Source organism: Caballeronia humi, from assembly GCF_001544475.1.
Lineage (GTDB): Bacteria > Pseudomonadota > Gammaproteobacteria > Burkholderiales > Burkholderiaceae > Caballeronia > Caballeronia humi.
On record NZ_FCNW02000037.1, the window covers coordinates 1 to 22560 of the forward strand.

Genomic DNA, 22560 nt, shown 5'->3' on the forward strand with positions numbered 1-22560 from the left:
CAAATCAACGCGCAGAACTGCGTGCACTGCAAGACCTGCGATATCAAGGACCCGACGCAGAACATCGTCTGGGTCACACCGGAAGGAGGCGGCGGGCCGAACTATCCGAACATGTGAGGCGCAGCTCGACGGCATAGCGTTGCCACGCCCCGACGTCGCAGGGGTTCCGTTGAGCGAGTGCAGGGCGGGATGAGGTATAACAGCGCCGACCGAAGGCCGAATCGAAGAACTAAGTCATTCCCCGAGGGTATCATCGTGAATGTGTCAAGAGCCGGCAAATGGATGAAGTGACACTTCGCAGGAAGTTACCTTCGTCATTGCCAAGCAAAGGATTTAAACCAAGCACGATTTGGCCGACACGGAAGTTTCTAACTCACCATGGACGTTCGACAGCTCAGGTATTTTGTCAGCATCGTTGATTACGGCAGCTTGGGCAAAGCAGCCGAGAAGCTGTTCGTCGCGCAGCCCTCTTTAAGCCAGCAAATGGCTCGTCTCGAAGAGGACCTCGGCGTACCGTTGCTCCTGCGCAGCAACCAGGGCGTTAGCCCCACTTCCGAAGGCAAGGCACTCTATCGGCACGCACGGCTCATCTTGCGACAAATGGAGCAGTTGAAGCAGGAGGTGACGAGGGGAGGTGGGGCCGAGTCAGGCACCGTCGCCGTAGGTCTTCCGACTACTATGGCGTCAGTCCTTGCGGTACCTTTATTTGAACGGGTCCAGGAAACCTATCCGGGCATCAGATTGCAGCTCTTCGAAAGCATGAGCGGTTACCTGAACGAGCTATTGGCAAATGGACGCCTCGATCTTGCAATCTTGTTTCGCGGTTCCGATACGCCAGGCATCACCGCGTTGCACGTCTTTGACGAAGCCTTGTATGTTCTGGGTGAGCCGGGGGGCGAAGTGTCCGCGCGGTCAACGACGTGTCCACTTGAGAAGCTCGATGGTGTCAGGCTCGTTGCCCCCGGGGTATTGAACGGGCTGCGTCTTCTATTGGAACGGACTTTTTCACGTGAAAACGTTGATTTGAACATCGTCGCCGACATCGATTCCTTGCCTGCCTTGATCTCGATAGCGTATTTGGGAAAGGCTTGTACGATTCTTCCTGGTTCTGCCGTTGCGCAGTTGGACCCGTCACGGCTGCCGAAGATTCGACGCATCGTCGAACCGACGATCGAACGGCCCGCAAGTATTCGCTGGCCAAACGCAGCACCGGTTCATGCTGCGACGGTTGCCGTTCGTCAAATGATCATTGCTCTCCTCACCGAGCAAATTAACGACGGTATATGGAAGGGCGTCAACTTGCGCGTGAGTCCGTCGACTGGCTGATTCTTGCGCCGCTCCAGTCCTGCTATTTGCCGCGACAAAGGTTCTACGGGACTTCACGTAAGACATCAATGATAGTTCCGTCGCGATATTGCTGTAGCGCAACGACTCGCGAGTCATGCTTGGCTACGATGTCAGCCGTCCCCGCGCGGTGGGCGGCTGCTGTCGCCAGATCGTGTAGCCGGGCAATCGGCAGCGTCTTGATGCCGGTCCGCTCCAGCCTGTCCAATAGATCGCCTCGACGCGGATTGACTGCTACACCGGCCTCAGTCACTACCACGTCGATGGTGGAACCCGGCGTCGTTACGGTACGAACGCTTTCGACTACCTTCGGATTCGGTCCCGCGTGCAGGCGAGTCGTCACGATCGCGAGTTTCGCGCCGGCAGCGGTGTCGCTATGGCCGCCTGATCCGCCCATAAGCCGACCGTTCGCCTTCGTCGTGACGTTCACGTTGAAGTGCAAATCAACTTCTGCAGCACCGAGAATCATCGTGTCGAGCTTGTCGACAACAGCCCCCCTTCGTGATGGGTTGGCGTACATGGACGCCGACATCGCCTGGTGGGCTGAATTGTCCCGATAAGACTGTACCGCGCGTAAATCGAAACATTGCACATCCAGAAGCGAGGTGAATAGCCCAAGCTCCAGCATCTCGACAATCTGACCGGTGATACCGCCTGATGCGAAGCTGCCCACAACGCCTTTACGCTGCATCATCTGCTGAATGAATTTGGCAACGGCGAGCGACACGCCGCCAGCACCGGTCTGAAACGAAAAGCCGTCGCGAATCAGGCCTGCAGCCTCGACGACGTTCGCCGCGACTCCCGCAATTTCAAGACCCAGAGGATCCTCGGTTACGCGCGTCGTCCCGGATACGATCTGCGCCGAATCACCGATCCTTTCGACCGCAACGACGACGTCGACGTGATCCTGGGTGATTTCGACTGGACACGCCGGGTAGGCGACGAGGTTGTCCGTCACAGCAACGACACGCTTAGCATGCTGAGCGTCGACGATCGCATAGCCGAGCGTACCGCACGCGGTCGGACCCGAAACCCCGTTGATGTTGCCGTAATCGTCGGCAGTGGGGGCGGCGATAAAAGCGACGTCGATTATCAGGTCACCGCATTCGATTGCGCGCGCCCGACCGCCATGCGTCTGGAGAATCGCCGGGCCCTCAAGAAGACCGGCACTGATGGCATCTGCGACGGGCCCCGACGCATAGCCTGTGTAGATCGCGCTTACCACCCCGCGTCGAATCAAATCGACAAGCGGAGCGTGGACAGGAAAGATCGAGCTGGGCGCGATTTTGAGATCTCGAAGACCCAGGCGATCGGCTTCCTGGAGAACCATGTTCATGACCTGGTCGCCGTTACGCAGGTGATGATGAAACGAAAGTGTCGCCCCGTCACGAACGCTGCATTCTCTTAGTGCCGCGCCAATGTCCGGCACTCGTTTTGAGGACCTTCCACCTGCTTTGCCGCGACTAGAAACTTCACTACCTGATCGAGGCTCGGCTCCGACAAAAGGTGAAATGTCTCCAAAACCGGCAACGTATGCCGGAACGACTCGATTCAACGCGTTGAGCAAGCTGGAATCTCCAGCAGCCGGCGCGTGACTCGTGCTGCCATTGCCGTTGGTTGAGAACGAACTTTCCTCCACTTTGCGCACTCCCGTAAAGATCAGGCGCGAGCCTGAATTCAATGCACTGCCGCTCAGATGGCGCCTACCGCATGCATGTCCTCGATTTGGGTGCTGCTAAAGCCCAGTTCCTGAAGAATTGCCTCGGAATGCTGGCCGAGCGCAGGCACGGCGCCCATGCGTGGCTCCTCAGACGGGGCCACGCCAGGCGGATAAAGTGCCGGGATCTCGCCCGCCGGAGTTTGTACCGTCGTCCATCTCTGACGAGCTACCAGCTGTTCGTGGGTCCACACAGCCTGCATGTCGTTCATGCGGGCGTTAGCGATACCCGCCTCATCGAGGCGCTCAATGACTTGGGCAGCGCTCAGGCTTGCAAACGCGTCCAGAATCAGCCGGGCGAGTTCATCGCGGTTCGCAACCCGGCGGCTGTTCGAGCAGAATCGGTTGTCCGCCTGCAACTGCGGGAGCTGTATGACAGTCTCGCAGAACTTCTTCCACTCGCGTTCGTTTTGCAGTCCAAGCATGACTGTCTTTCCGTCACCGGCCTTGAACGGACCATACGGAAAGATCGTCGCGTGGGATGCACCCGTTTGACGAGGCGCTGTTTGACCGTCAATCGCGTAATAGAGTGGGTAGCTCATCCATTCGACCATGCTTTCCAGCATCGAGACGTCAATATGCTTCCCTCGTCCCGTACGTCCACGCTCAAGAAGCGCGGCAAGGATGTTGGTGTAACCGTACATGCCAGCCGCAATGTCGGCGATGGAACAGCCGGCTTTCGCCGGCTCACCTTCAGACCCGGTAATGCTCAGGAAACCCGACTCGCTTTGGATCAGCAAGTCGTACGCTTTTTTGTCGCGAAACGGGCCATCGAGCCCATAACCAGAGATATCGCAGACAATCAAGCGCGGATACCGCTCGCTCAATGCCTCGTAGTCGAGGCCGAGGCGCTGGGTGGCGCCGGGGGCGAGGTTCTGCACGAAGACGTCTGCGTCCGCGAGCAGCTTGTGGACGACCTCGATCGCGTGAGCCTGCTTCACGTCGAGCGTGATGCTTTCCTTGGAGCGGTTCGTCCAGACGAAATGCGAGGCCAGGCCGGAGACACGCTCATCGTAACCGCGTGCAAAATCGCCGGTGCCGGGCCGTTCAACCTTGATCACGCGTGCGCCGAGGTCGGCGAGTTGCCGGGTGCAAAACGGCGCTGCAATCGCGTGCTCAAACGTGACAACCTTGATTCCATCGAGTGGGCGCATAGTGGAGTGCCCCTTAGAACGAACGGGGCAGGCCGAGAATATGCTCGGCAACATACGACAAGATCAAGTTCGTCGAAATGGGCGCCACTTGATAGAGACGCGTCTCCCGGAATTTGCGCTCCACATCGTACTCGGAGGCGAATCCGAAGCCACCATGAAACTGGAGGCATGCGTTGGCGGCTTCCCAGGAAGCATCGGCGGCAAGCAGCTTGGCCATGTTTGCCTGAGCGCCGCAGTGTTGATGCGCGTCGTACAGTTCGCACGCCTTGTAACGCATCAGGCTGGCTGCTTCGACGTTGACGAGCGCTCGCGCAATCGGAAACTGAACGCCCTGGTTCTGGCCGATCGGACGCCCGAACACCACGCGATCCTTGGCGTATTGAGTGACCTTGTCGATGAACCAGTAGCCGTCGCCAATACACTCGGCTGCAATGAGCGTTCTTTCGGCATTCAGGCCGTCAAGGATGTACTTGAATCCTTTTCCTTCTTCGCCGATCAGGTTCTCCGCCGGAATTTCGAGGTTGTCGAAAAACAGCTCATTCGTCTCGTGATTCACCATGTTGGGAATTGGGCGCACAGTCATCCCCTTGGCTTCCGCCTCGCGAAGATCGACGAGGAAAATCGACATGCCTTCGCTCTTCTTCTTCACCTCCGCAAGGGGTGTCGTGCGAGCGAGCAAAATCATCAGGTCCGAGTGTTGAATGCGGGAAATCCAGACCTTTTGACCGTTGATCACATAGCGATCGCCCTTGCGTTGCGCTGTGGTCTTGATTTTAGTCGTGTCTGTTCCGGTCGTCGGTTCGGTCACGCCCATGGATTGCAGACGCAACTCGCCCGAGGCGATTTTCGGCAGATAGCGTTGTTTCTGTTCGGCGGACCCATGACGCAGCAGCGTGCCCATGTTGTACATCTGGCCGTGACATGCGCCCGAATTCCCGCCAGATCGATTGATCTCCTCCATGATGACCGATGCCTCGGTCAGGCCGAGGCCCGAGCCGCCGTATTCCTGCGGGATGAGCGCAGCGAGCCAGCCCGCTTTTGTCAGGGCTTCGACGAAAGCCTCCGGATAGCTGCGCTCGTCGTCGACTTTGCGGAAATACTCTGCGGGAAATTCCTGACACAGGTCGCGCACGGCTTCCCGAAGGTCTTGATAGGGATCTGCTGAAGTGTTGATCATGACGATTCTCGGTCCTGGAAATAGGGATTCAGGCTAGCGTGGCGCGCGCGGACATCGTGAGCCAGCCTTCATGGTCTTTGGCCCAGAGTTCGGCAGTCTTTCCGTCCGGCGAAAGACGCCCGCAAAGCGTCAGCGCGTTCCCGGCAAAACTCGGGCGAATCGCCTTGAAGGCGAAGTCGAGCACGCGGGCTTCAGGCCGATTGCGTCGAATGAGGTCCATCAGCAGCGTTGCGATGAGCGGCCCATGCACAACGAGACCCGGATAGCCTTCGATCCCGGTGACGTACGGCTTGTCGTAGTGAATGCGATGGCCGTTAAAGGTCACTGCGGAATAGCGGAAGAGAAGCACTTCGTCGGGAACGAGTGCGCGATGCCACTGTTCATCCGCAGGCGGATTTATCGGCGATGGAGGGGGGCGCCCGGCAGTGCCAGCTCGCGGTACACGATGTCATGCTCCTCTTCGATCGCGAGCGTATCCGAGGTCCGTATGTCGTGCTTGACCGTGACGAAGGCGAGCTTGCCGCTGCGGCCTTCCTTTACGCTGACATCGGCGATGCGCGAGTCGCGGATAATCGGGTCGCCGATTCTCAACGGCGTATGGAAGCGCAGCCGTCCGCCCGCCCACATCCGGCGAGGCAAGCCGAGGTCAGGGAGGAAGCTGCCTTTGGCGGGATGGCCGTCGGCGGCAATGAGGGACTGGCGCACCATCGGCTTGAAGAACATCCAGTGCCACAGGAGGGGGAGAGGATCGCCCTCGAGGGGAACCGTGTCGTAATCGAGCGTCGCGCTGAGCGCCTCCGCCGATGCGGCCGCGACGACATCCGCGGCGCTTTCCGTACGTCCGATGGACGAGGCTGGGGTATCGGTCATGCTTGTCTCCGTCGCTGGCACGCCAGCAAATAAGTATCCATTAGCTGGACTTTATTTGAAGGCGCTTTTGAACGGAAATACGAGTTACATGTGCCGGACATAGGGTGAACCTATGTCGACAGCTCAACCTTTCAGGTGCGATATTTTCGCCTCAGGCGGTGCTGGTTCATCTGCGAGCCATCGCGCCGTTGTCCACTTCCCGAGCTTGATCGCGTCGCTCATTTGGGAGACCAGCAATTCGACGACGCAACGAACAGCGACCGGTATGCGACGGGAGTTCGGCAAAGCCAGAACGATTTTGCGCAGAAGGTTGGCGTCCGAGAGCGGGGCGGCACTCAAGATCCCGCGCGCTACATCGTCAACGATCGCGATGCTTGGCAGAATCGTGAGACCGAGGCCGCTTACGACAAGCCCTTTCTGCACGCTCATCGCATTCGTCTCGGCCGCAATCGATAGCTCAATGCCCGCTGAAGCGCACGCTTGCTCGACCAGACTTCGTATCCCGTGCGGAGCATTGGGCAGAATCATCGACTCGCCGGCGACCTGTTTGAGATCGACAGGGACATCAGCCTGAAAGCCTGCCTCCGGACGTCCAACGATCCACAACCGTTCCTCGAGCAGCGGCTGGACTTGCATGGTCGGAGAAGGCTTCGGGTCGTACAGGAGCGCGGCATCGACTTCGCCAAGTTCGAGCCAGTTTTGCAGATTGCCCGTATATCCCATGGAAATCCGTAGCCGGACTGCCGGATAGTCGCGCGCCACATTGGAGACCAAAACGCCCGCCAGCAGGTCGCAGGTGCTCGGCAGCAGCCCGATCGTCACGACGCCTGCGACGCCTCCGGCGGGCTGCAGTTCAGATCGAGCGCGATCCAGCTCGGCCAGCGCGCGGCGCGCGTATTCAACAAATATTTGGCCAGACTCGGTCAACTCCATACCGTAGCGCCCGCGAGCAAAGAGCGCCGTCCCGACATCCTCCTCCAGCAGGCGCAATTGTCTCGACACAGCAGGCTGCACAAGATGCAGCAAGGTAGCCGCTTTCGTCACGCTGCCGGTCTCGGCGATCGTCAGCAAAGCCCTGAGTTGCTTGATGTCCACGTTTGCCTGTCCTTCGCATACCCGCTCCGATACCAAAATCGTATGGAGACATCAAAATATTCTATTTCTGAGGCTATCACATCACGAACTAAGATGTCTCAACTAAACCCGTCTCAGGAGACAACCCCATGAATACACAAGCGCCCTCGGCGCCCGCTTGGCAACAGGAGATCTATCAGGTCCTCAAAGCCGGCAACGTCAAGCAAGTCGCCTATGTCCCCGATGCGGGCCATTCGCATGTGATCCGCAGTGTGATCGCCGATCCGGATATCGAAGACGTGGTGCTCACCACCGAGGAGGAAGGCGTGGCCGTGACGAGCGGTGCCTGGCTCGGCGGCCAGCGCGCGGTTCTTCTGATGCAAAGCAGCGGCGTCGGCAATTGCGTGAACATGTTTTCGCTCCTGCAAAGCTGCCGCTTCCCGTTCTTCACGCTGGTCACGATGCGCGGCGAATACGCGGAGTTCAATCCCTGGCAAGGCCCGATGGGCAAGCAGACGCAAGCCGCGCTCGAACTGATGGGCATCACCGTATTCAGAGCCGACGACCCGGACGCGGTCGGCGAGATCGTGAGCGCGGGCTTCGATGCCGCTTTCGAAGCGGGTGAGCAAGTCGCGGTTTTGCTGTCGCAGAGCCTGATCGGACGTAAGAAATGGGAGAGAAGCAATGGCTAAGTCGCCTTCCACCGCTGTAATCAACCGCCGTGAGTTCGTCGCGGCTTTGCTCAAGGCCATGCCCGATGCTCTCGTGGTTACCGGCTTGGGATCGGCTTCGTATGATGTGTTCGCCGCGGGCGATCGCCCTCGGAATTTTTACTTATGGGGCGCAATGGGCGGCGCATCGTCGCTCGGCCTTGGACTCGCGCTCGCTCAGCCCGACAAGCCGGTATTGGTGATTACGGGCGACGGCGAGCAACTGATGGGCGTAGGCAGCTTGGGAACGATCGGCGCCAAGCAGCCCAAGAATCTCACTCTCGTCGTCCTCGACAACGGTCATTTCGGCGAGACGGGAATGCAGCGCAGCCATACCAGCCTCGGGACTGATCTCGTTGCAGTCGCGAAAGGCTTCGGCATCCGCGACTCGTTCACGGTTGAGATTCAAGGAGATGTATCGAGTGTTGCCGAGCGCGCCCTGTCGCGCAATGGACCGACTGTGGCGCAAGTCCTCATCAAAGCGGATGAGCCCCCGCGAGTGCTGCCGCCCCGCGACGGCGTGTATGTCAAGAACCGCTTCCGCGAAGAACTCGGATTCGCGCCTTTCTAGGCGAGGCCGCGCCCAACCGGTGATCGCGCGGGCGCAGGTCCGATTCCAGTGGTCGTTCGATCAAGCTGAACGTCCCCTGACCGATCCACCGAATTACTGCAAAGAGAGACAGATGGAACGCTATCGGCTGTATATCGACGGCAAGAACTGCGACCCCGATGGTGGCGAGTGGTTCGCAAGCGAAAGCCCCTTTACCGGTCAACCGTGGGCGGAGGTGGCGCGTGGCAATACGTCTGACGTCGAGCGGGCCGTCAGCGCGGCGCACCGTGCGTTCGAGGCAGGACCCTGGCGCGAGCTCAGTGCAAGCGCGCGGGGCCTGCTTCTGCATCGCCTCGGCGATCGCCTTGCGGCTGAGGCTTCGCGCCTCGCTGCTATCGAAGTTCGGGACAACGGCAAGCTTTATTCCGAGATGCACGCTCAAATGAGCTACTTGCCACAATGGTTCCGATATTACGGGGGCCTGGCCGACAAAGTTCAGGGAAGTGTCATCCCACTCGACAAAAAAGGCTACTTCAACTACACGAGGCAGGAGCCCTTGGGGGTCGTCGCCGTCATCACGCCGTGGAACTCGCCGCTGATGCTGCTTACGTGGAAGCTTGCACCCGCACTTGCCGCCGGATGCACGGTCGTGATCAAGCCATCGGAATTTACCTCCGCCTCAACCCTGGAACTCGTGCAGCTACTCAACGAGGTCGGTTTTCCGCCAGGCGTGGTCAACGTCGTTACCGGCTTCGGCAACGAAGTGGGGAGCGCGCTCGTCGATCATCCGCTCGTTAAGAAAATCACCTTCACCGGCGCGGATGCCACGGGCCGGCGTATCAACGAACAAGCCGCGCGAGACTTCAAGCACGTGAGCCTGGAACTGGGTGGAAAGTCCCCGAACATCGTGTTCAATGATGCGAACATCGACGATGCGGTGAACGGTGCGGTCTCAGGCATCTTCGCCGCCACCGGCCAGACCTGTATCGCGGGCTCCAGGCTGCTCGTTCAAGACGGCATCTACGACGAAGTAGTCAGCCGCGTAGTGCAGCTGGCTCAAACCGCTCAGATGGGCGACCCGATGAGCGAAGACACCCAAGTAGGGCCGATCACCACGCGTCCACAGTACGAGAAGGTTCTGAACTATATCGGGATCGCTCAAAACGAAGGAGCGACGCTCGTGCTCGGAGGCAAGCCAGCAGCGCGGCCCGAGTGTGGTAACGGATGGTTCATCGAGCCGACGATCTTCACGAATGTCGACAACAAAATGCGAATCGCACAGGAAGAGGTGTTTGGGCCCGTCCTCTCGGTGATTCGTTTCAGGGATGAAGATCACGCAATAGAAATCGCGAACGATGTGCGGTTCGGCCTGGGCGCGGGTGTCTGGACTCGCGACATTGGTCGTGCATTCCGCATGGCCGAACGAATCCAGTCGGGCACCGTCTGGATCAACACCTATCGCGCCGTCAGCTACATGTCTCCCTTCGGCGGATACAAGGACTCGGGACTGGGCCGGGAGAACGGCGTCGACGCAATCAACGCCTACCTGCAAACCAAGAGTGTCTGGATCAATACGGGCGCGCCAACCGGCAATCCGTTCGTGATCCGTTGAGGTATTAGCGCTTTCGGACACGGCAAGCGCCGTGTCCAGTGCGGGACTAAGCAGAAGTCGATCGCGGCGCCTCGACGGATGCATGAGAAAATTCGCACGTGGATAGCGGCGCAAGTTATAGATGAGCGGTGACCACTTCTGCGGATCGATGTGAAGCTCAACGACTCATCGCAACTCCGCCTTAAAGAACCGCACGACTTCGGCATTGAATTTTTCGTGAAACCCCGACCGGTCAAACCCAGGACCACTGGCACAAAGCGCTGGTGACTTGCGGGTCAGGCGCGCATCGCAAGGTGGCAGAAAGTCGTAATGCCCCGCGTTGGCGACTACGTGATATTCGGGTGATCGCGGCAGGTTCGCGTGTACCGCCTCCTCGTAATAGGGATTCGGCTGATGCTGATCATCGGCTGCTCGCCATAGCTGGACCGGGACGCGCACGCCGCGCAAACCCGCGCGTCCGAATGTAAATCCGAAAGCGGGAGCCGCGATCACCACGGCTTTGATACGCGGGTCCGGGCCCCAGGCGTTAGCGGGCACGCTCACGCTCAGGTTGAGATCGACGCCGGCTGTCTTCAGCGCCTGGCACAGGTCATGATCCGGGTGCGCGCGGCAATACGGGGCCATCTCAGACAGGTTTGGCACTCCGCCAGCGGCCACGAGCACGGTGAACCCACCATTAGAAAAACCGAACGCACCTATGCGTGCCTTATCCAGATGGTTACGACCTAACCATTCTGCGAGCATGTAGTCGACCAATCGGCGAAGCTGAATCGGACGACGCCATAGCTGGAGCACTTGGGTCTGGTCGTCGAACGTGTCGCCTGCGTGGCTCACCGCCGCCGCTACGAAGCCGGCATGAGCCAGGGCGAGGGCCGTGTCATAGTGGCTGTCGTACCAGCCGCCGCCGCCGTGCGACATCACGATCAGCGGCAGGTCGTGACCCTCGATCAGAGCGTTCTCTGCGACGCGTTGTGTGTTGTTCCCCCATGAGTGCACGATTGCCGGCGCGTTGGTGGGATACCAGATTCCAACCGTCAGCGGCGGTTCTGTGCCGTTGCCGATCTTCACCTCCATGAAGCCGACATTGCCGGCAAACGAGGGCGCGGCGAAAAGGGCAAGAGCGAATGCGGTCAAAGCAACAAGTCTCACCATGGGCAAACCTCTTCTGCGTCCAGTTGCGCCGTCACGGCCTGGTCAGCCTGATTTTCCTGGCGTCAGCCTTACTCGAACACGACTCCCGTCAACACCTCACACGTGCGCCACAGTCGGTTCGCATCGGCTTCGTCGCGTGCCTGAGACGCGATCTTTGCCGGTCCGACCCGTTCGCCGCGTGTCTCGAACAGGCGAAGCGGTCCATAGTAGCCACCGTCGACGACATCGGGAGCGGTCGCGGCATAGAGCGTCGAGAGCGCGCCGGAGAAATCGCTGTTAAAGAGCGCACCGATGAGGCTGCCAAGGGCGGATCGGACTGTCCTGCTTGCGGCCGAACGATCGTCGCGAAACAGGTTCGTCTTGGCCACGCCGGGGTGCGCGGCAACCGACATCACACGAGATCCGGACGCGCGCAAGCGTCGGTTCAGCTCGAACGCAAACATGAGGTTGGCCAGTTTCGACTGCCGATAGGATGACATCGGCCCATAGTGGCGCGTCGCCTGGAGGTCGTCGAAGTTGAGGCGGCCGGTCTTGTGCGCGATGGAGGCGATCGTGACCACGCGCGGACGTTCCGGTGATGCTTGTGCGGCCTGTTCGAGCGCGGGTCGAAGAAGAGCGGTCAGCGCGAAATGCCCGAGGACGTTGGTGCCGAACTGAAGTTCAAAACCGTCGGTCGTCTCCAGGCGTCGGGGAGGCGCCATGACGCCAGCGTTGTTGACCAGGATGTCGAGCCGTCGGCGAAGCGAAAGCTGCCGGTCAGCAAACGCGCGCACCGAGGCGAGGCTTGCGAGATCAAGCTGCTCAAGCTCAAGTCTTGCTCCAGGCATCTCTCCTTGCATGCGAGCGACGGCCGCTGCGCCGCGTTGCTCGTCCCGGCAAGCGAGAACCACATCCGCGCCATGGCGAGCCAGGATCGCGGCTGCGTGATAACCGATGCCGCTGTTCCCGCCGGTGACGATGACGCGTCGGCCATTCTGAGGCGCGATGTCATCGAGGCTCCACTCTTTGCTCATGTGATTAGCGTTTGCGCGGAAAACTGGATCGGTGCAAGCGGTGGGCCAGCCAGCGAGCACCTTACACGGGACCCGCCGCCGCATGCGTGGTGCAGAGCGTGTACAGCACGTCGGCGCGCTCGGGCTCGACATCGAACCACCGCTGAGCAAGAAAGTCGCGCAGGCCGTGCAGCTTGATGTCGGGGTAGCGATTTGACCACTGGTCTCGTGTTTGGTTGCGGAGGACTATCATGCTAATCGTCAGCGAGGCAGCATACGCGGCACGGCGGGCGGTCAGACACCACCACCAGGGAACGACATGACCACGATGATGAATGCGGTTCAGGTTTCAAAGTTCGGCGGAACCGACGTGCTCGAGTGGGTCGAACTGGAACAGCCTCGACCCGGGCCGAATGAAGTGCTAGTGGAAATTGCGTGCGCCGGCGTCGGGCCTTGGGATGCATGGATCCGGGCGGGAAAAAGCGTGCTTCCGCAACCGCTGCCATTGATTCCAGGATCTGACATTGCCGGCACGGTGGTCGAACTGGGCGAGGGCGTAACAGACTTCGCCATCGGTGATCGCGTGTTCGGCGTGACCAATCCGCGCTTCACGAACGGATACGCCCAGTTCGCTTCAGCCCATGCCGGCATGATCGCGAAAATGCCGGACGGCATGAGCTTCGCGCGTGCCGCTTCGATGCCTGTCATAGCAGTCACGGCCTGGCAAATGCTGCATGACTTCGCGCGAGTCGCACCCGGCCAGCGGGTACTGGTCTATGGAGGTGCTGGAAACGTGGGCGCCTACGCCGTGCAGCTTGGACGGATCGCGGGCGCCTTCATCGTTGCCACAGCGTCCCAAAAGGACCTCGATCGCGTCAGGCAAAGTGGCGCGCAGGAAGTGGTGGAGCGCTCGCAATCTCTTGACGCTTACACGGGAACGTTCGACGTTGTCATCGATACCGTCGGCGGGAACGCGCTTGCTACGTGCTATCCGCTGATCAGGCGCGGCGGCGTCATCGTATCCATCGTCGAAAAGCCCGACGCGGATCGCGTGGCATCGCGTGAAGCGCGCGCGGATTTCCTGCTCGTTTCCGTCAACACGATGACGCTCGCAAGGCTCGCCGAATGGGTCATGACGGGCCAACTGGAGACATGCATCGGCGAAGAGCTTCCGCTTCGCGAAGCGCGACTTGCCCATCAAATGATCGAGGGCCTGCAGCACAGGCCGGGGAAAATACTTCTTGTTCCCTGAAGGCGACTTTAGCAATTTGACCGGTGTAGCGGGAGCGCCGCTTTAGCCGGCATTCCGTGGTTGGATGTTGGCGTTGAGCGCGTTCGATGGTCGCTCTGAGCATCTCTTAGACGTTGCGGTTGGGAACGCAGTGCAATACAGCGAGGCGATGGCAAAGAAGACTCCTGAACCCTGGTATCAGCCGCAGACGATGAGCGAAGTCTGCCCGCTATGCGGTCGCCCGATTCCAACAAGCGAGCGGAGCTTGCACCATCTGGTGCCGAAGACCAAGGGCGGTCGGCACACCGAGGCGATGCACCGGATTTGTCATCGGCAGATTCATGCGCTCTTCTCCGAGGCAGAGCTAGCGGAGCGTTATCCCACTGTGGAGGCATTGTTGTCGAACGAGGCCATTCAGACGTTCGTCCGATGGGTTCGTACAAAACCCGATAACTTTTACGAGCGTACGCGCCGGAGCCGCCGAACGCGGTGAAAATTGGCTTGGCAGCAATGCGGGCGCTTTGATCATCGATAAACCAGATTCCGCGATGAGTTCGTCCGCGCTCGATCGACAGGGTCGCCGTTATATTTCACTCTCATGGCAGAAGACGCAAAGTAATTGTCCGGATACCATCACTTTTGCGGACATGGTCGGCCTATGCTGCGCACATAGACGACCCACAAGGAGACGACCATGGCACTCAACGTTGACGATCTGCCGGCAGCTATCCGGCAGGCGAAACAGGAGCTTCGCGCCCGGCTTCCAAACTATTCCGAAGTATTCGCCGAAGTGGAAGAAGCGGTCCGCGCCGAAGCAAACAGAATTGCTGAACAACGGAATAGCGGCGAAGACGTGATCCCCGAAATACTGTTCTCCGACATCGCGGAGCAGCGTGTAAGTGCGAAGCAAATCGAGCTGGTCAAGACGCGCGGCGCCTGCGTGATCCGCGGTGTGTTCGATCGGTCGGTGGTGGAAGGATGGGACCGCGATATCGCGGAGTACGTCGAGCGCAACGATCTGGATACGCGTCTTCAGAACCGGGCCGAAGACAAATACTTTGGTCAGCTTGCATCGAGCAAGCCGCAGATTTACGGGGTGTACTGGTCGAAGCCGCAGGTCCTTGCGCGGCAGGCGCCGTCGCTGACCGCGGCGCGAGTATTTCTGAACCGGATGTGGCGCAATGAGAGTGAAGGCCGGGTTCACTTCGATCCGGAGCACGTGCCGGTTTATGCGGACCGGATGCGTCGGCGGCCGCCCGGTTCCGAATCATTGGGGTTGTCAGCGCATTGCGACGGAGGATCGGTCGAACGGTGGATCGAGGGAAACTTCCGCAAGGTGTACCGGCATGTATTCGACGGCAACTGGCGTCGATACGATCCATTCGACGCCGCCTTCCGGCCGGACGTCGAGGAGATCGCGTCGCCGGCCGTGTGTTCGATGTTCCGCACCTTTCAGGGGTGGACTGCCCTGACGCCGCAAGGTCCCGGCGACGGTACGCTGCAACTCGTGCCCATTGCGAATTCGATGGCTTATATCCTGTTGCGCGCCCTTCAGGACGACGTCGCCGACGACGACCTGTGCGGCGCGATGCCCGGCCGCGCGCTCTCCATCAAGCCTGAATTTCATGCGCCGCTCTTCGACGCGTTGTCATCGATTCCCCACATGCAGGCGGGCGACACCGTGTTCTGGCACAGCGACGTGATACACGCTGTTGAAGATGCGCATCGCGGTGCAGGCTATAGCAACGTGATGTATATCGCATCGGCGCCCGCCTGTGCCAAGAACGATGCCTACCTCAAGCGCCAGTTGCCCAGCTTCCTCGAGGGCAAGAGTCCGCCCGATTTCCCGGCGGATCATTTCGAAGTCGACTTTGTCGGACGCGCCAGGGCCGACGAACTGACGCCCCTCGGTAAAGCCCAGCTCGGCTTCGATCTGTAGGTGCTACCCCAAAAGGACTTGACGCACGCCGCGATGGGCGTGCGTCGGTCTGCCATGCAAAAAGAAAATGAACGGAGACGGCAATGAAACGAACTCTCATGTCAGCCGCAATTGTCGCGGCGGCGCTCGCCACGGCCGCGCAGGTCGCCGGTGCCGCCGAATCGCTTTCTGTGCTTCACTGGTGGACCTCGGGCGGTGAATCGAAGGCGATCAGAGTCCTGAAGGACGACATGAACAAGCAGGGTTACGAGTGGAAAGACTTCGCCATAGCCGGAGGAGCCGGTGCGGCCGCCATGACGGCGCTGAAGACGCAGGTCATGTCAGGTAACGCACCGTCGGCTGCACAGATCAAGGGGCCGTTGATACAGGACTGGGCTGATCAGGGCGTGTTGGTCGACATAGATAAATCCGCTACCGGCTGGAAAGCTCAACTGCCCGCGCAAATCAACAAGACCATGATGTCGGATGGTCACTATGTGGCCGCGCCATTCTCCGTGCACCGGATCAACTGGCTGTGGATCAACAAAGCCGACCTCGATAAAGTGGGGGGTAAGCCGCCTGAAACGTGGCCTGAGTTCTTTGCGCTCGCCGACAAGTTCCGCGCTGCGGGCATTACGCCCGTCGCGCGTGGTGGCCAGCCTTGGCAGGACATGACCATCTGGGAAGCGGTTGTCCTTTCCCAGGGTGCGGATTTTTATCGCAAGGCCATGATCGATCTCGACCAGAAAGCACTCACTTCGCCGCAGATGTTGCAGGTGTTCCAGATCGTGCGAAGGATTCAAAGTTACTTCGACAAGGGTTCCGCCGGCCGGGACTGGAATCTCGCGACGGCAATGGTGATCAACGGAACGGGTGGGATGCAGTTCATGGGAGACTGGGCGAAAGGCGAGTTCGCAAATGCGAGCAAAAAAGCCGACGTCGACTATGTCTGCACGGCGACGCCCGGTACGTCGAATGCCTTCACCTACACGGTCGACTCGTTTGTGTTCTTCCAGCAGAACGGCAAAAAGGAAGCGTCTCCTGGGCAGCTTGCGCTTGCCAAGACGATCATGTCCAACGATTTTCAGGAACAGTTCAGTCTCTACAAGGGTTCCATTCCTGTCCGGCAAGACGTCTCCATGGACAAGTTCGACGCCTGCGCCAAGAAGTCATACGCAGATGAGCAATCGACGATTAAGTCCGGCACGTTCTTTCCTTCCTTCGCTTTTGGTGATGTTCAGTCCTCGGCCACCGAAGGCGCAATTACCGACGTCGTCACCACCTTCATGAACTCGAACGAAGACCCGCAAGAGGGAGTGCGAAAGGTAGCCGCCGCAGCGAAGGTAAAGTAGACAGCCGTTTCAGAACGCAACGGACCCGTATCGCCAGCCTGGTGCAAGACCGCTGGAGGAGGAGCAATGAATGCAATTACCCGCTGGACGTTGAAGTGGGAGCACGGCGACGCAACGATCCAGTCGCTGGGCGCAATGCTCGGGCCCGTCCGCTTCGAACTCGGCCGGGGTCGAAGCATATCGCCTCTATGGGTTGCACCGTGGGACGACGACGCGCAGTGGCCCGGCCTTATGCGGGCGTTGCGCGGCGAGTGGCCATGCCTCCCGTTTGGTGCCGTCCATCCACCCATCGGCCTGCCGCAAGGTTTCGAGCGACTGGATCCATCCGACAACTGGAATCACGGCTATGGATCGAACCATCCCTGGCAACTAGTGGACCAGACTTCGCATATGTTCCGTCTCCGAATCGACTATCCGGACAACGGCGAGATCGAGAGCCTTGAGCGCGTCATCGAAGCCGATCCCGACGAACCGACGCTGGACGTCTCGCTTACCGTCCGTGTCAGGCGAGAGGCCGTGTTGCCGATCGCCCTCCATCCGACATTTGCCGTTCCCGCCGAAGGCGTGGAAATTGTCGGATGCTCTCATCAGGCCATCCATACCTACCCGGCTCCGACTGAGCCCGGGGTGTCGAAAATCCTGCCGGACCGCGCCGCCGCTTCGCTCACGGCACTTCCAACCGAAACTGGCAGCATCGATGTGACCCGACTGCCTCTCACGGTAGCAACTGAAGAAATCCTGCAGATGGCAGGGTGCCAGCCCCCTTTTGTTCTGAGATACCCAGCCAGCGGCGCCGATGTCCTGCTCGACTGGAATGCCGAAGACCTCCCGGATGCCTTGCTTTGGATCAGTAACGGCGGCAGGGCGCAGTCACCGTGGTGCGGGAGGAACTTCGCACTGGGCGTGGAGCCAGCAAACAGCTTCTTCGATCTCGGACGCGTCGTGGTTCCGCCTGCCGGCCACCCACTCGCCACGCGATCTGGATTGAGATTTCTCGTTGATCAACCGCGCACCATTTCTTATCGGCTTTCGGTACGGGCAATGTGAACTTGGAGAATCGGTCGGCAAGATCGATCTGACACTTGTAGGAAAGTAGCAGTACGCTTTCCGAGTTGTGTGCTTTCGCAATGCCCTGAGCGGGAACTGGACCGCGGCGCCGTATAACAAGGCTAGTCACGCGAACTACACTCGATCGGCGCGAAATCCTTTCACCGGCCCGGGCTTGCTGGAACCGCCGAATTCTTTTGACGCAGCGATTCGGTTGTTTCGCAAAGACCGTCCGCGCGCCAACCCGGCGGCAGGATCACGTAGCGGACGGCGGTCCACACGCTGCCAGCCGACGCGACATCGCGCGCGAGGCTCACCCAGTGCTCGAATTCGACGACGAGCGGATTGCGGGAGCGCGTCGGAGTCGTCAAGCCGTAGCGACACGGCTCATCGGCGCGTTCTTCGACATACGTGCCGAACAGGCGGTCGAAGACGACCAGTACGCCGCCAAAGTTCGCATCGAGATAATCGACGTTCGATGCGTGGTGCACGCGATGCGCGGAAGGCGTATTGAACACGTATTCGAGCCAGCCGAGTTTCGGGGTCCACGTGTTGTGCAGCCAGAACTGATACAGCAAATTGAAGCTGAGGGTCGCGAGCACGATGTCCGGACGCACGCCGAGCCATACCAGCGGCGTAAAGAAAATCGCCGAGCCGGTCAGTTTCCCGGTCAGCCCGAGCCGGTAAGCCGACGACAGCGTCAACTGGTTCGGCGAGTGATGAACCGCATGCGTCGCCCAAAAGAAGCGGATGCGGTGCGACGCGCGGTGGTACCAGTAGTAGCAGAACTCCTGCCCGATAAAAAGCAGGAATACCATCAGCGCGCTGTTGAACGTGACGGTGAAGATCCGGTGATCCCACGCAAGCGCGAAAACGGGCGCCGCCAGCGAAAGCGGCAAAAAGGCAAGCAGCTTGCGGCCAGCCAGGTCAGTGAGCGAAATCCACACTTCATACCAGTCGAAGGGCGTGGCGCTGTCGCGCTGTCTGCGGGTGAGCATGCACGCCTCGATCAGCGAGACGCCAACGACGAACAACGTGACATAGAGCGCGATTTTTCCAGTGGTGAACATGATGGGCGATTGACGGGTTGGGATTGACGCGTCGTCTGCGGGAAAAAGCCGCTATCGCGTCGGGTGAAGCTAATGTAGTGGGCTCGCCGGTTACAGGCTATGCAAAAGCTATGTCGCCGAATGTCACAGCGTCGCGTCCGGCGGCGACTGATCGCCTCCTGCTGTTCGCAGATCAATGGCCGCGGAAATCGGCTTCAACAGTTTCCGATTGCGTGCTCTGGACCCGTCTCCGCCCATCATTTCGTCATGTCTTTACCGCCGACTTTCGGTGAGCGGTGTTATCACGGAAGCGACTCGGTGGGCTTACGCTTGTCGAGCGGGGAGAGCATTCGCGCCTTGCTGTATAGGTGACAGACGGCAATCAAGGCCAACACGATCGCCAAGGTGAGTTCTCTCCCGGCGTCAACGCTAGTTGAGTGCGAAATCGGCCGGAGCGGGCAACTCCTTGGCATAGCGGAAAACGTTCAGGTCGTCATGCTGAATAGCCGGCCGCCGGCCTGATATCAGATCCGCGAGAAGCTGCGCCGAGCCGCAAGACATGGTCCATCCTAGCGTGCCGTGTCCCGTATTCAGATAGAGGTTGCGCACCGCGGTATGGCCGACGATCGGCGTGCCGTCTGGCGTCATCGGACGCAGTCCAGTCCAGAACGTGGCCTTTGACGTGTCGCCACCACCGGGAAAGAGATCGTTGACGCACATCTCTAGCGTTTCGCGCCGGGCTTCGCGAAGACGCTTGTCGAAGCCCACAATTTCAGCCATGCCGCCAACGCGTATGCGCTTGTCGAAACGTGTGATGGCGATCTTGTATGTTTCGTCGAGGACAGTCGAGACCGGCGCGCAGGATTCGTCGACGATGGGCGCCGTGATGGAATAGCCTTTCAGCGGATAGACCGGAATCTTGACGATGCCGGCGAGGAAGTTCGTCGAATATGAGCCGAATGCCACGACATACGCGTCTGCATGAATCAGCTTGGTGCCGTGGCGCAGACCGACGACTTTGCCGCCTTCGACAACGAGACCGTCGACCTGGGTGTTGTACCTGAACGTAACGCCCGATTGTTCCGCCAAGGCAGCGAGGCGGGTTGTGAACAACTGGCAGTCGCCGGTTTCATCGCCCGGCAACCGCAGTCCACCGGTCAACTTATGCGACGTGGCCGCAAGAGCGGGTTCAACCCGAGCGAGTTCGGCTCTCGTCAGCAATTCATATGGCACGTTGGCCTCCTTGAGCACGGCAATATCCTTCGCCGCGCCTTCGAACTGCTGCTGCGAGCGAAAGACCTGCAGCGTGCCTCCGGTGCGCCCCTCGTACTGAATGCCTGTTTCAGCGCGCAACGCCTTCAGGCAATCGCGACTATATTCCGCAAGCCGGACCATGCGGTTCTTATTGATGGCATAGCGCTCGGACGTGCAGTTCTGAAGCATCTGCCACATCCATTGCAACTGGAACTGCTTGTCTTCGTCGTCCGGCCTGATCGCAAGGGGCGAATGCTTCTGGAACATCCATTTCACAGCTTTGAGCGGCACGCCGGGAGCCGCCCAGGGTGCCGCATAGCCAGGCGAAATCTGTCCTGCATTCGCAAAGCTCGTTTCAAGGGCCGGCCCCTGCTCCCGGTCGATGACGGTAACTTCGTGGCCTGCACGCGCGAGATAAAACGCGCTCGTCACACCAACGACACCGCTTCCCAATACGACGATACGCATGGCAGCCGCTCCCGGTCTCGAACAAATTTCTAACAATGCACACATCGGTGCATGCAGATATAAGCGAATGCTATCCGCAATCTGGCAGTTGAAACAACCATTTGAGCGCATGAGCGGCGCCGACGGGGGAGCCGTGCTTCGTCGGGGCTGTGCCGCACGCACACGTCGCGCGGCGAGTCACTATAGGAAGCGGATGATCCGCTGACCGTTGCCGACGTGGACGATCGCGTCCAACAATTGTGGCGGCCATTTCATCGAGCCGTGACCGACGAGATCCGCCGCCTGGGCGCACAGCATGAGCATCTCCTGATGCTGGTGCCGCACGCTGGCTGGTGGCTATCGCCCTTCCGTGCGGAGTCTGCGGGACGCGACTGCGCAGGCTGGCGTGCGCATTCCAGGTAGTCACATCAAGGTGCATGATGTGGACGTTCCGGCAGACGTGATGGATCGCGTGCGGGCTTATCTTGTTCGAGTTTGCCTCGCGTTTCGATGACGCGAAGAACTTCATGCGCGGCTCCTGGCGAACCCGCGCATGCCCTCGATCCCGTTCAAAGCCAGTCCATTGCGAAGCGGAACGTGGAAAGCGGCGTGCAGCCGTTCTCTGTCAGACGCACTTGCTGTTCGAGCTTCACGCCTTCCTTGCCGCCTTCATCGCCGATATAGCTCTCGATGCACAGCGTCATGCCGACTTCGAAAACGCCGTCATACCCACGGTCCTGGACGTACGAGATAGACGGATATTCGTCGACCATGCCGATGCCGTGCGCCAGGCAGCTATAGCGGTTCTTGAAAAAGTGATCGGGCATCGTCCAGCTTCGTTCGGCGAACTCGTTGAACGTCATACCGGGCTCGATGAGCGCCATGTTCGTGTCCAGTTGCTCGTACGCGGCCGCGTAGAGGCGTCGCTGGTCATCGGTCGGACGCACGTGACCGACTGTCCAAGTGCGCGAGATATCGGCGCAGTAACCAAAAGGACCGACGAGGTCTGTATCGAACGCGATCAGCTCGCCCTTGCGCATCACCTTCGGGCTGCATTCCTGCATCCACGGATTCGTGCGGTTTCCCGAGGCCAGCAGCCGTGTTTCGATCCATTCGCCGCCGAGCCTGATGTTCTCGAAGTGCAGGTGTGCCCACAGCTCCTGTTCCGTCATGCCTGGCTGCAACACGTCATACATGCGCTCAATGCCGCGTTCGCACACGTCAATCGCGGCCTGCATCACAACGATTTCGTCGTCCGACTTGATGGTGCGGGCGACTTCCATGATCGCCTGTCCATCGACCACGCGAATGCCTGCTTCGCTCAGCGCATGCAAACCTTCGGGATCGAGACGGTCGACCGCGATCTGCCGTTCGGACGGTGCGTGCTGACCGAGCAGGTCCGCGATCTCGCGTGCCCATTGCCTCGCCTTCACCGCCGCTTCCGGTCCGGCATTGAAGTAGTTCCAGCACACCGCACTGCGGATTTCCGCTTCGAGGGGCACGTCACTCCAGACGTGCTCGCAATTGTGGAACTCGAAGCCGACTACCGGTCCATCGGCTACGACCACCACGTAGCGGGTCGGATTTCGTCCGGACCATATCTGCATGTTCGAGGTGTCGGTCGCATAGCGGATGTTGACGGGGTCGTACAGGACGATCGCCGGCACGCGGCGCTTGCGAAGCTCGCGACGTACCCTCTCCAGCCGGTAGTGACGCACGCGATCAAGCAGACCCGGCGGCAAGCAGATGACGCCGTCTGCCGTCTCCGGCATGGCCGCGTGAAGCGCGGAAATCCCCGACATGAAACTGTCTCCTGACTTGATGTTCAGGCAGTATCAGGATGATGAAAAAGCGGGTCAACGGCCTTTATTTTCCTGCTCGCATGACTTCAAATCATTCGATAGCGCATC

20 protein-coding genes and 1 pseudogene are annotated in these 22560 nt (G+C 59.8%); 10 read left to right on the forward strand and 11 right to left on the reverse strand.

Annotated features, from left to right (window positions below; all coding sequences use genetic code 11):
• Window positions 1–117: 4Fe-4S dicluster domain-containing protein (locus AWB65_RS25160; protein WP_143189302.1), on the forward strand; the 117-nt coding region annotated here is incomplete at its 5' end.
• Between the two features lie 261 nt (window positions 118–378).
• Window positions 379–1326: a LysR substrate-binding domain-containing protein gene (locus AWB65_RS25165; RefSeq protein WP_087669740.1), complete on the forward strand. Its 948-nt coding sequence runs from the start codon at window positions 379–381 to the stop codon at window positions 1324–1326.
• A 43-nt stretch (window positions 1327–1369) separates the two neighbouring features.
• On the opposite strand, the gene citF is transcribed toward AWB65_RS25165, so the two are convergent.
• The 5 genes and pseudogenes from citF to AWB65_RS25190 all read right to left on the reverse strand — a co-directional run bounded on the left by citF (window position 1370) and on the right by AWB65_RS25190 (window position 7357).
• Window positions 1370–2911, reverse strand: a complete 1542-nt coding sequence (gene citF / locus AWB65_RS25170; protein WP_087669741.1) for a citrate lyase subunit alpha — start codon at window positions 2909–2911, stop codon at window positions 1370–1372.
• Window positions 2912–3036: 125 nt separating this feature from the next.
• Complete coding sequence (locus AWB65_RS25175; RefSeq protein ID WP_087669742.1) at window positions 3037–4215, reverse strand: CaiB/BaiF CoA transferase family protein; 1179 nt, start codon at window positions 4213–4215, stop codon at window positions 3037–3039.
• A 13-nt stretch (window positions 4216–4228) separates the two neighbouring features.
• Window positions 4229–5392, reverse strand: a complete 1164-nt coding sequence (locus tag AWB65_RS25180; RefSeq protein WP_087669743.1) for an acyl-CoA dehydrogenase family protein — start codon at window positions 5390–5392, stop codon at window positions 4229–4231.
• A gap of 28 nt (window positions 5393–5420) precedes the next feature.
• Window positions 5421–6262 (reverse strand): annotated as a pseudogene (locus AWB65_RS25185) (HTD2 family dehydratase).
• 123 nt (window positions 6263–6385) lie between these two features.
• Complete coding sequence (locus AWB65_RS25190; protein ID WP_087669744.1) at window positions 6386–7357, reverse strand: LysR family transcriptional regulator; 972 nt, start codon at window positions 7355–7357, stop codon at window positions 6386–6388.
• Between the two features lie 128 nt (window positions 7358–7485).
• Between AWB65_RS25190 and AWB65_RS25195 the strand changes: the two genes are divergently transcribed.
• The 3 genes from AWB65_RS25195 (at window position 7486) to AWB65_RS25205 (ending at window position 10208) form a co-directional block, all read left to right on the forward strand.
• Window positions 7486–8028: a thiamine pyrophosphate-binding protein gene (locus AWB65_RS25195; protein WP_087669745.1), complete on the forward strand. Its 543-nt coding sequence runs from the start codon at window positions 7486–7488 to the stop codon at window positions 8026–8028.
• Window positions 8021–8617, forward strand: a complete 597-nt coding sequence (locus tag AWB65_RS25200; RefSeq protein ID WP_087669746.1) for a thiamine pyrophosphate-dependent enzyme — start codon at window positions 8021–8023, stop codon at window positions 8615–8617. Before AWB65_RS25195 ends, AWB65_RS25200 begins: the two co-directional genes overlap by 8 nt.
• A gap of 112 nt (window positions 8618–8729) precedes the next feature.
• Window positions 8730–10208 (forward strand): aldehyde dehydrogenase, encoded by a 1479-nt coding sequence (locus AWB65_RS25205; RefSeq protein ID WP_087669747.1) that lies wholly within the window; start codon window positions 8730–8732, stop codon window positions 10206–10208.
• Window positions 10209–10373: 165 nt separating this feature from the next.
• Here AWB65_RS25205 and AWB65_RS25210 read toward each other — a convergent pair whose 3' ends face one another.
• The 3 genes from AWB65_RS25210 to AWB65_RS36420 form a co-directional block, all read right to left on the reverse strand.
• A complete protein-coding gene (locus AWB65_RS25210; RefSeq protein ID WP_087669748.1) occupies window positions 10374–11360 on the reverse strand; it encodes an alpha/beta hydrolase family protein in 987 nt (328 codons plus the stop codon).
• Between the two features lie 68 nt (window positions 11361–11428).
• A complete protein-coding gene (locus AWB65_RS25215; protein ID WP_087669749.1) occupies window positions 11429–12373 on the reverse strand; it encodes an oxidoreductase in 945 nt (314 codons plus the stop codon).
• Window positions 12374–12434: 61 nt separating this feature from the next.
• On the reverse strand, window positions 12435–12605 hold the full coding sequence (locus AWB65_RS36420; protein ID WP_159907765.1) for a hypothetical protein: 171 nt from the start codon (window positions 12603–12605) through the stop codon (window positions 12435–12437).
• On the opposite strand from AWB65_RS36420, the gene AWB65_RS25220 reads away from it, so the two are divergent.
• The 4 genes from AWB65_RS25220 (at window position 12585) to AWB65_RS25240 (ending at window position 17900) form a co-directional block, all read left to right on the forward strand.
• A complete protein-coding gene (locus tag AWB65_RS25220; protein WP_235007758.1) occupies window positions 12585–13604 on the forward strand; it encodes an NADP-dependent oxidoreductase in 1020 nt (339 codons plus the stop codon). The two genes, AWB65_RS36420 and AWB65_RS25220, sit on opposite strands and share 21 nt — an antisense overlap.
• Window positions 13605–14277: 673 nt before the next feature.
• Complete coding sequence (locus AWB65_RS25230; protein WP_087669751.1) at window positions 14278–15522, forward strand: DUF1479 domain-containing protein; 1245 nt, start codon at window positions 14278–14280, stop codon at window positions 15520–15522.
• A gap of 83 nt (window positions 15523–15605) precedes the next feature.
• Window positions 15606–16853, forward strand: coding sequence for an ABC transporter substrate-binding protein (locus AWB65_RS25235; RefSeq protein ID WP_087669752.1), 1248 nt, complete (start codon window positions 15606–15608; stop codon window positions 16851–16853).
• Between the two features lie 66 nt (window positions 16854–16919).
• Entirely contained in the window at window positions 16920–17900 is a 981-nt protein-coding gene (locus tag AWB65_RS25240) for an aldose epimerase family protein (RefSeq protein WP_087669753.1), read from the forward strand.
• A 161-nt stretch (window positions 17901–18061) separates the two neighbouring features.
• On the opposite strand, the gene AWB65_RS25245 is transcribed toward AWB65_RS25240, so the two are convergent.
• Together AWB65_RS25245 and AWB65_RS25250 are read right to left on the reverse strand one after the other, a co-directional pair.
• Window positions 18062–18970: a sterol desaturase family protein gene (locus AWB65_RS25245; RefSeq protein ID WP_087669754.1), complete on the reverse strand. Its 909-nt coding sequence runs from the start codon at window positions 18968–18970 to the stop codon at window positions 18062–18064.
• 408 nt (window positions 18971–19378) lie between these two features.
• Entirely contained in the window at window positions 19379–20671 is a 1293-nt protein-coding gene (locus tag AWB65_RS25250) for a D-amino acid dehydrogenase (RefSeq protein WP_087669755.1), read from the reverse strand.
• Window positions 20672–20887: 216 nt separating this feature from the next.
• Between AWB65_RS25250 and AWB65_RS37885 the strand changes: the two genes are divergently transcribed.
• The gene (locus AWB65_RS37885) at window positions 20888–21073 is read left to right on the forward strand and encodes a hypothetical protein (RefSeq protein ID WP_159907768.1); all 186 of its coding nucleotides are present in this window, start codon (window positions 20888–20890) and stop codon (window positions 21071–21073) included.
• A gap of 146 nt (window positions 21074–21219) precedes the next feature.
• On the opposite strand, the gene AWB65_RS25255 is transcribed toward AWB65_RS37885, so the two are convergent.
• Window positions 21220–22452, reverse strand: a complete 1233-nt coding sequence (locus tag AWB65_RS25255; protein WP_087669756.1) for a M24 family metallopeptidase — start codon at window positions 22450–22452, stop codon at window positions 21220–21222.
• Window positions 22453–22560 lie beyond the last annotated feature (108 nt).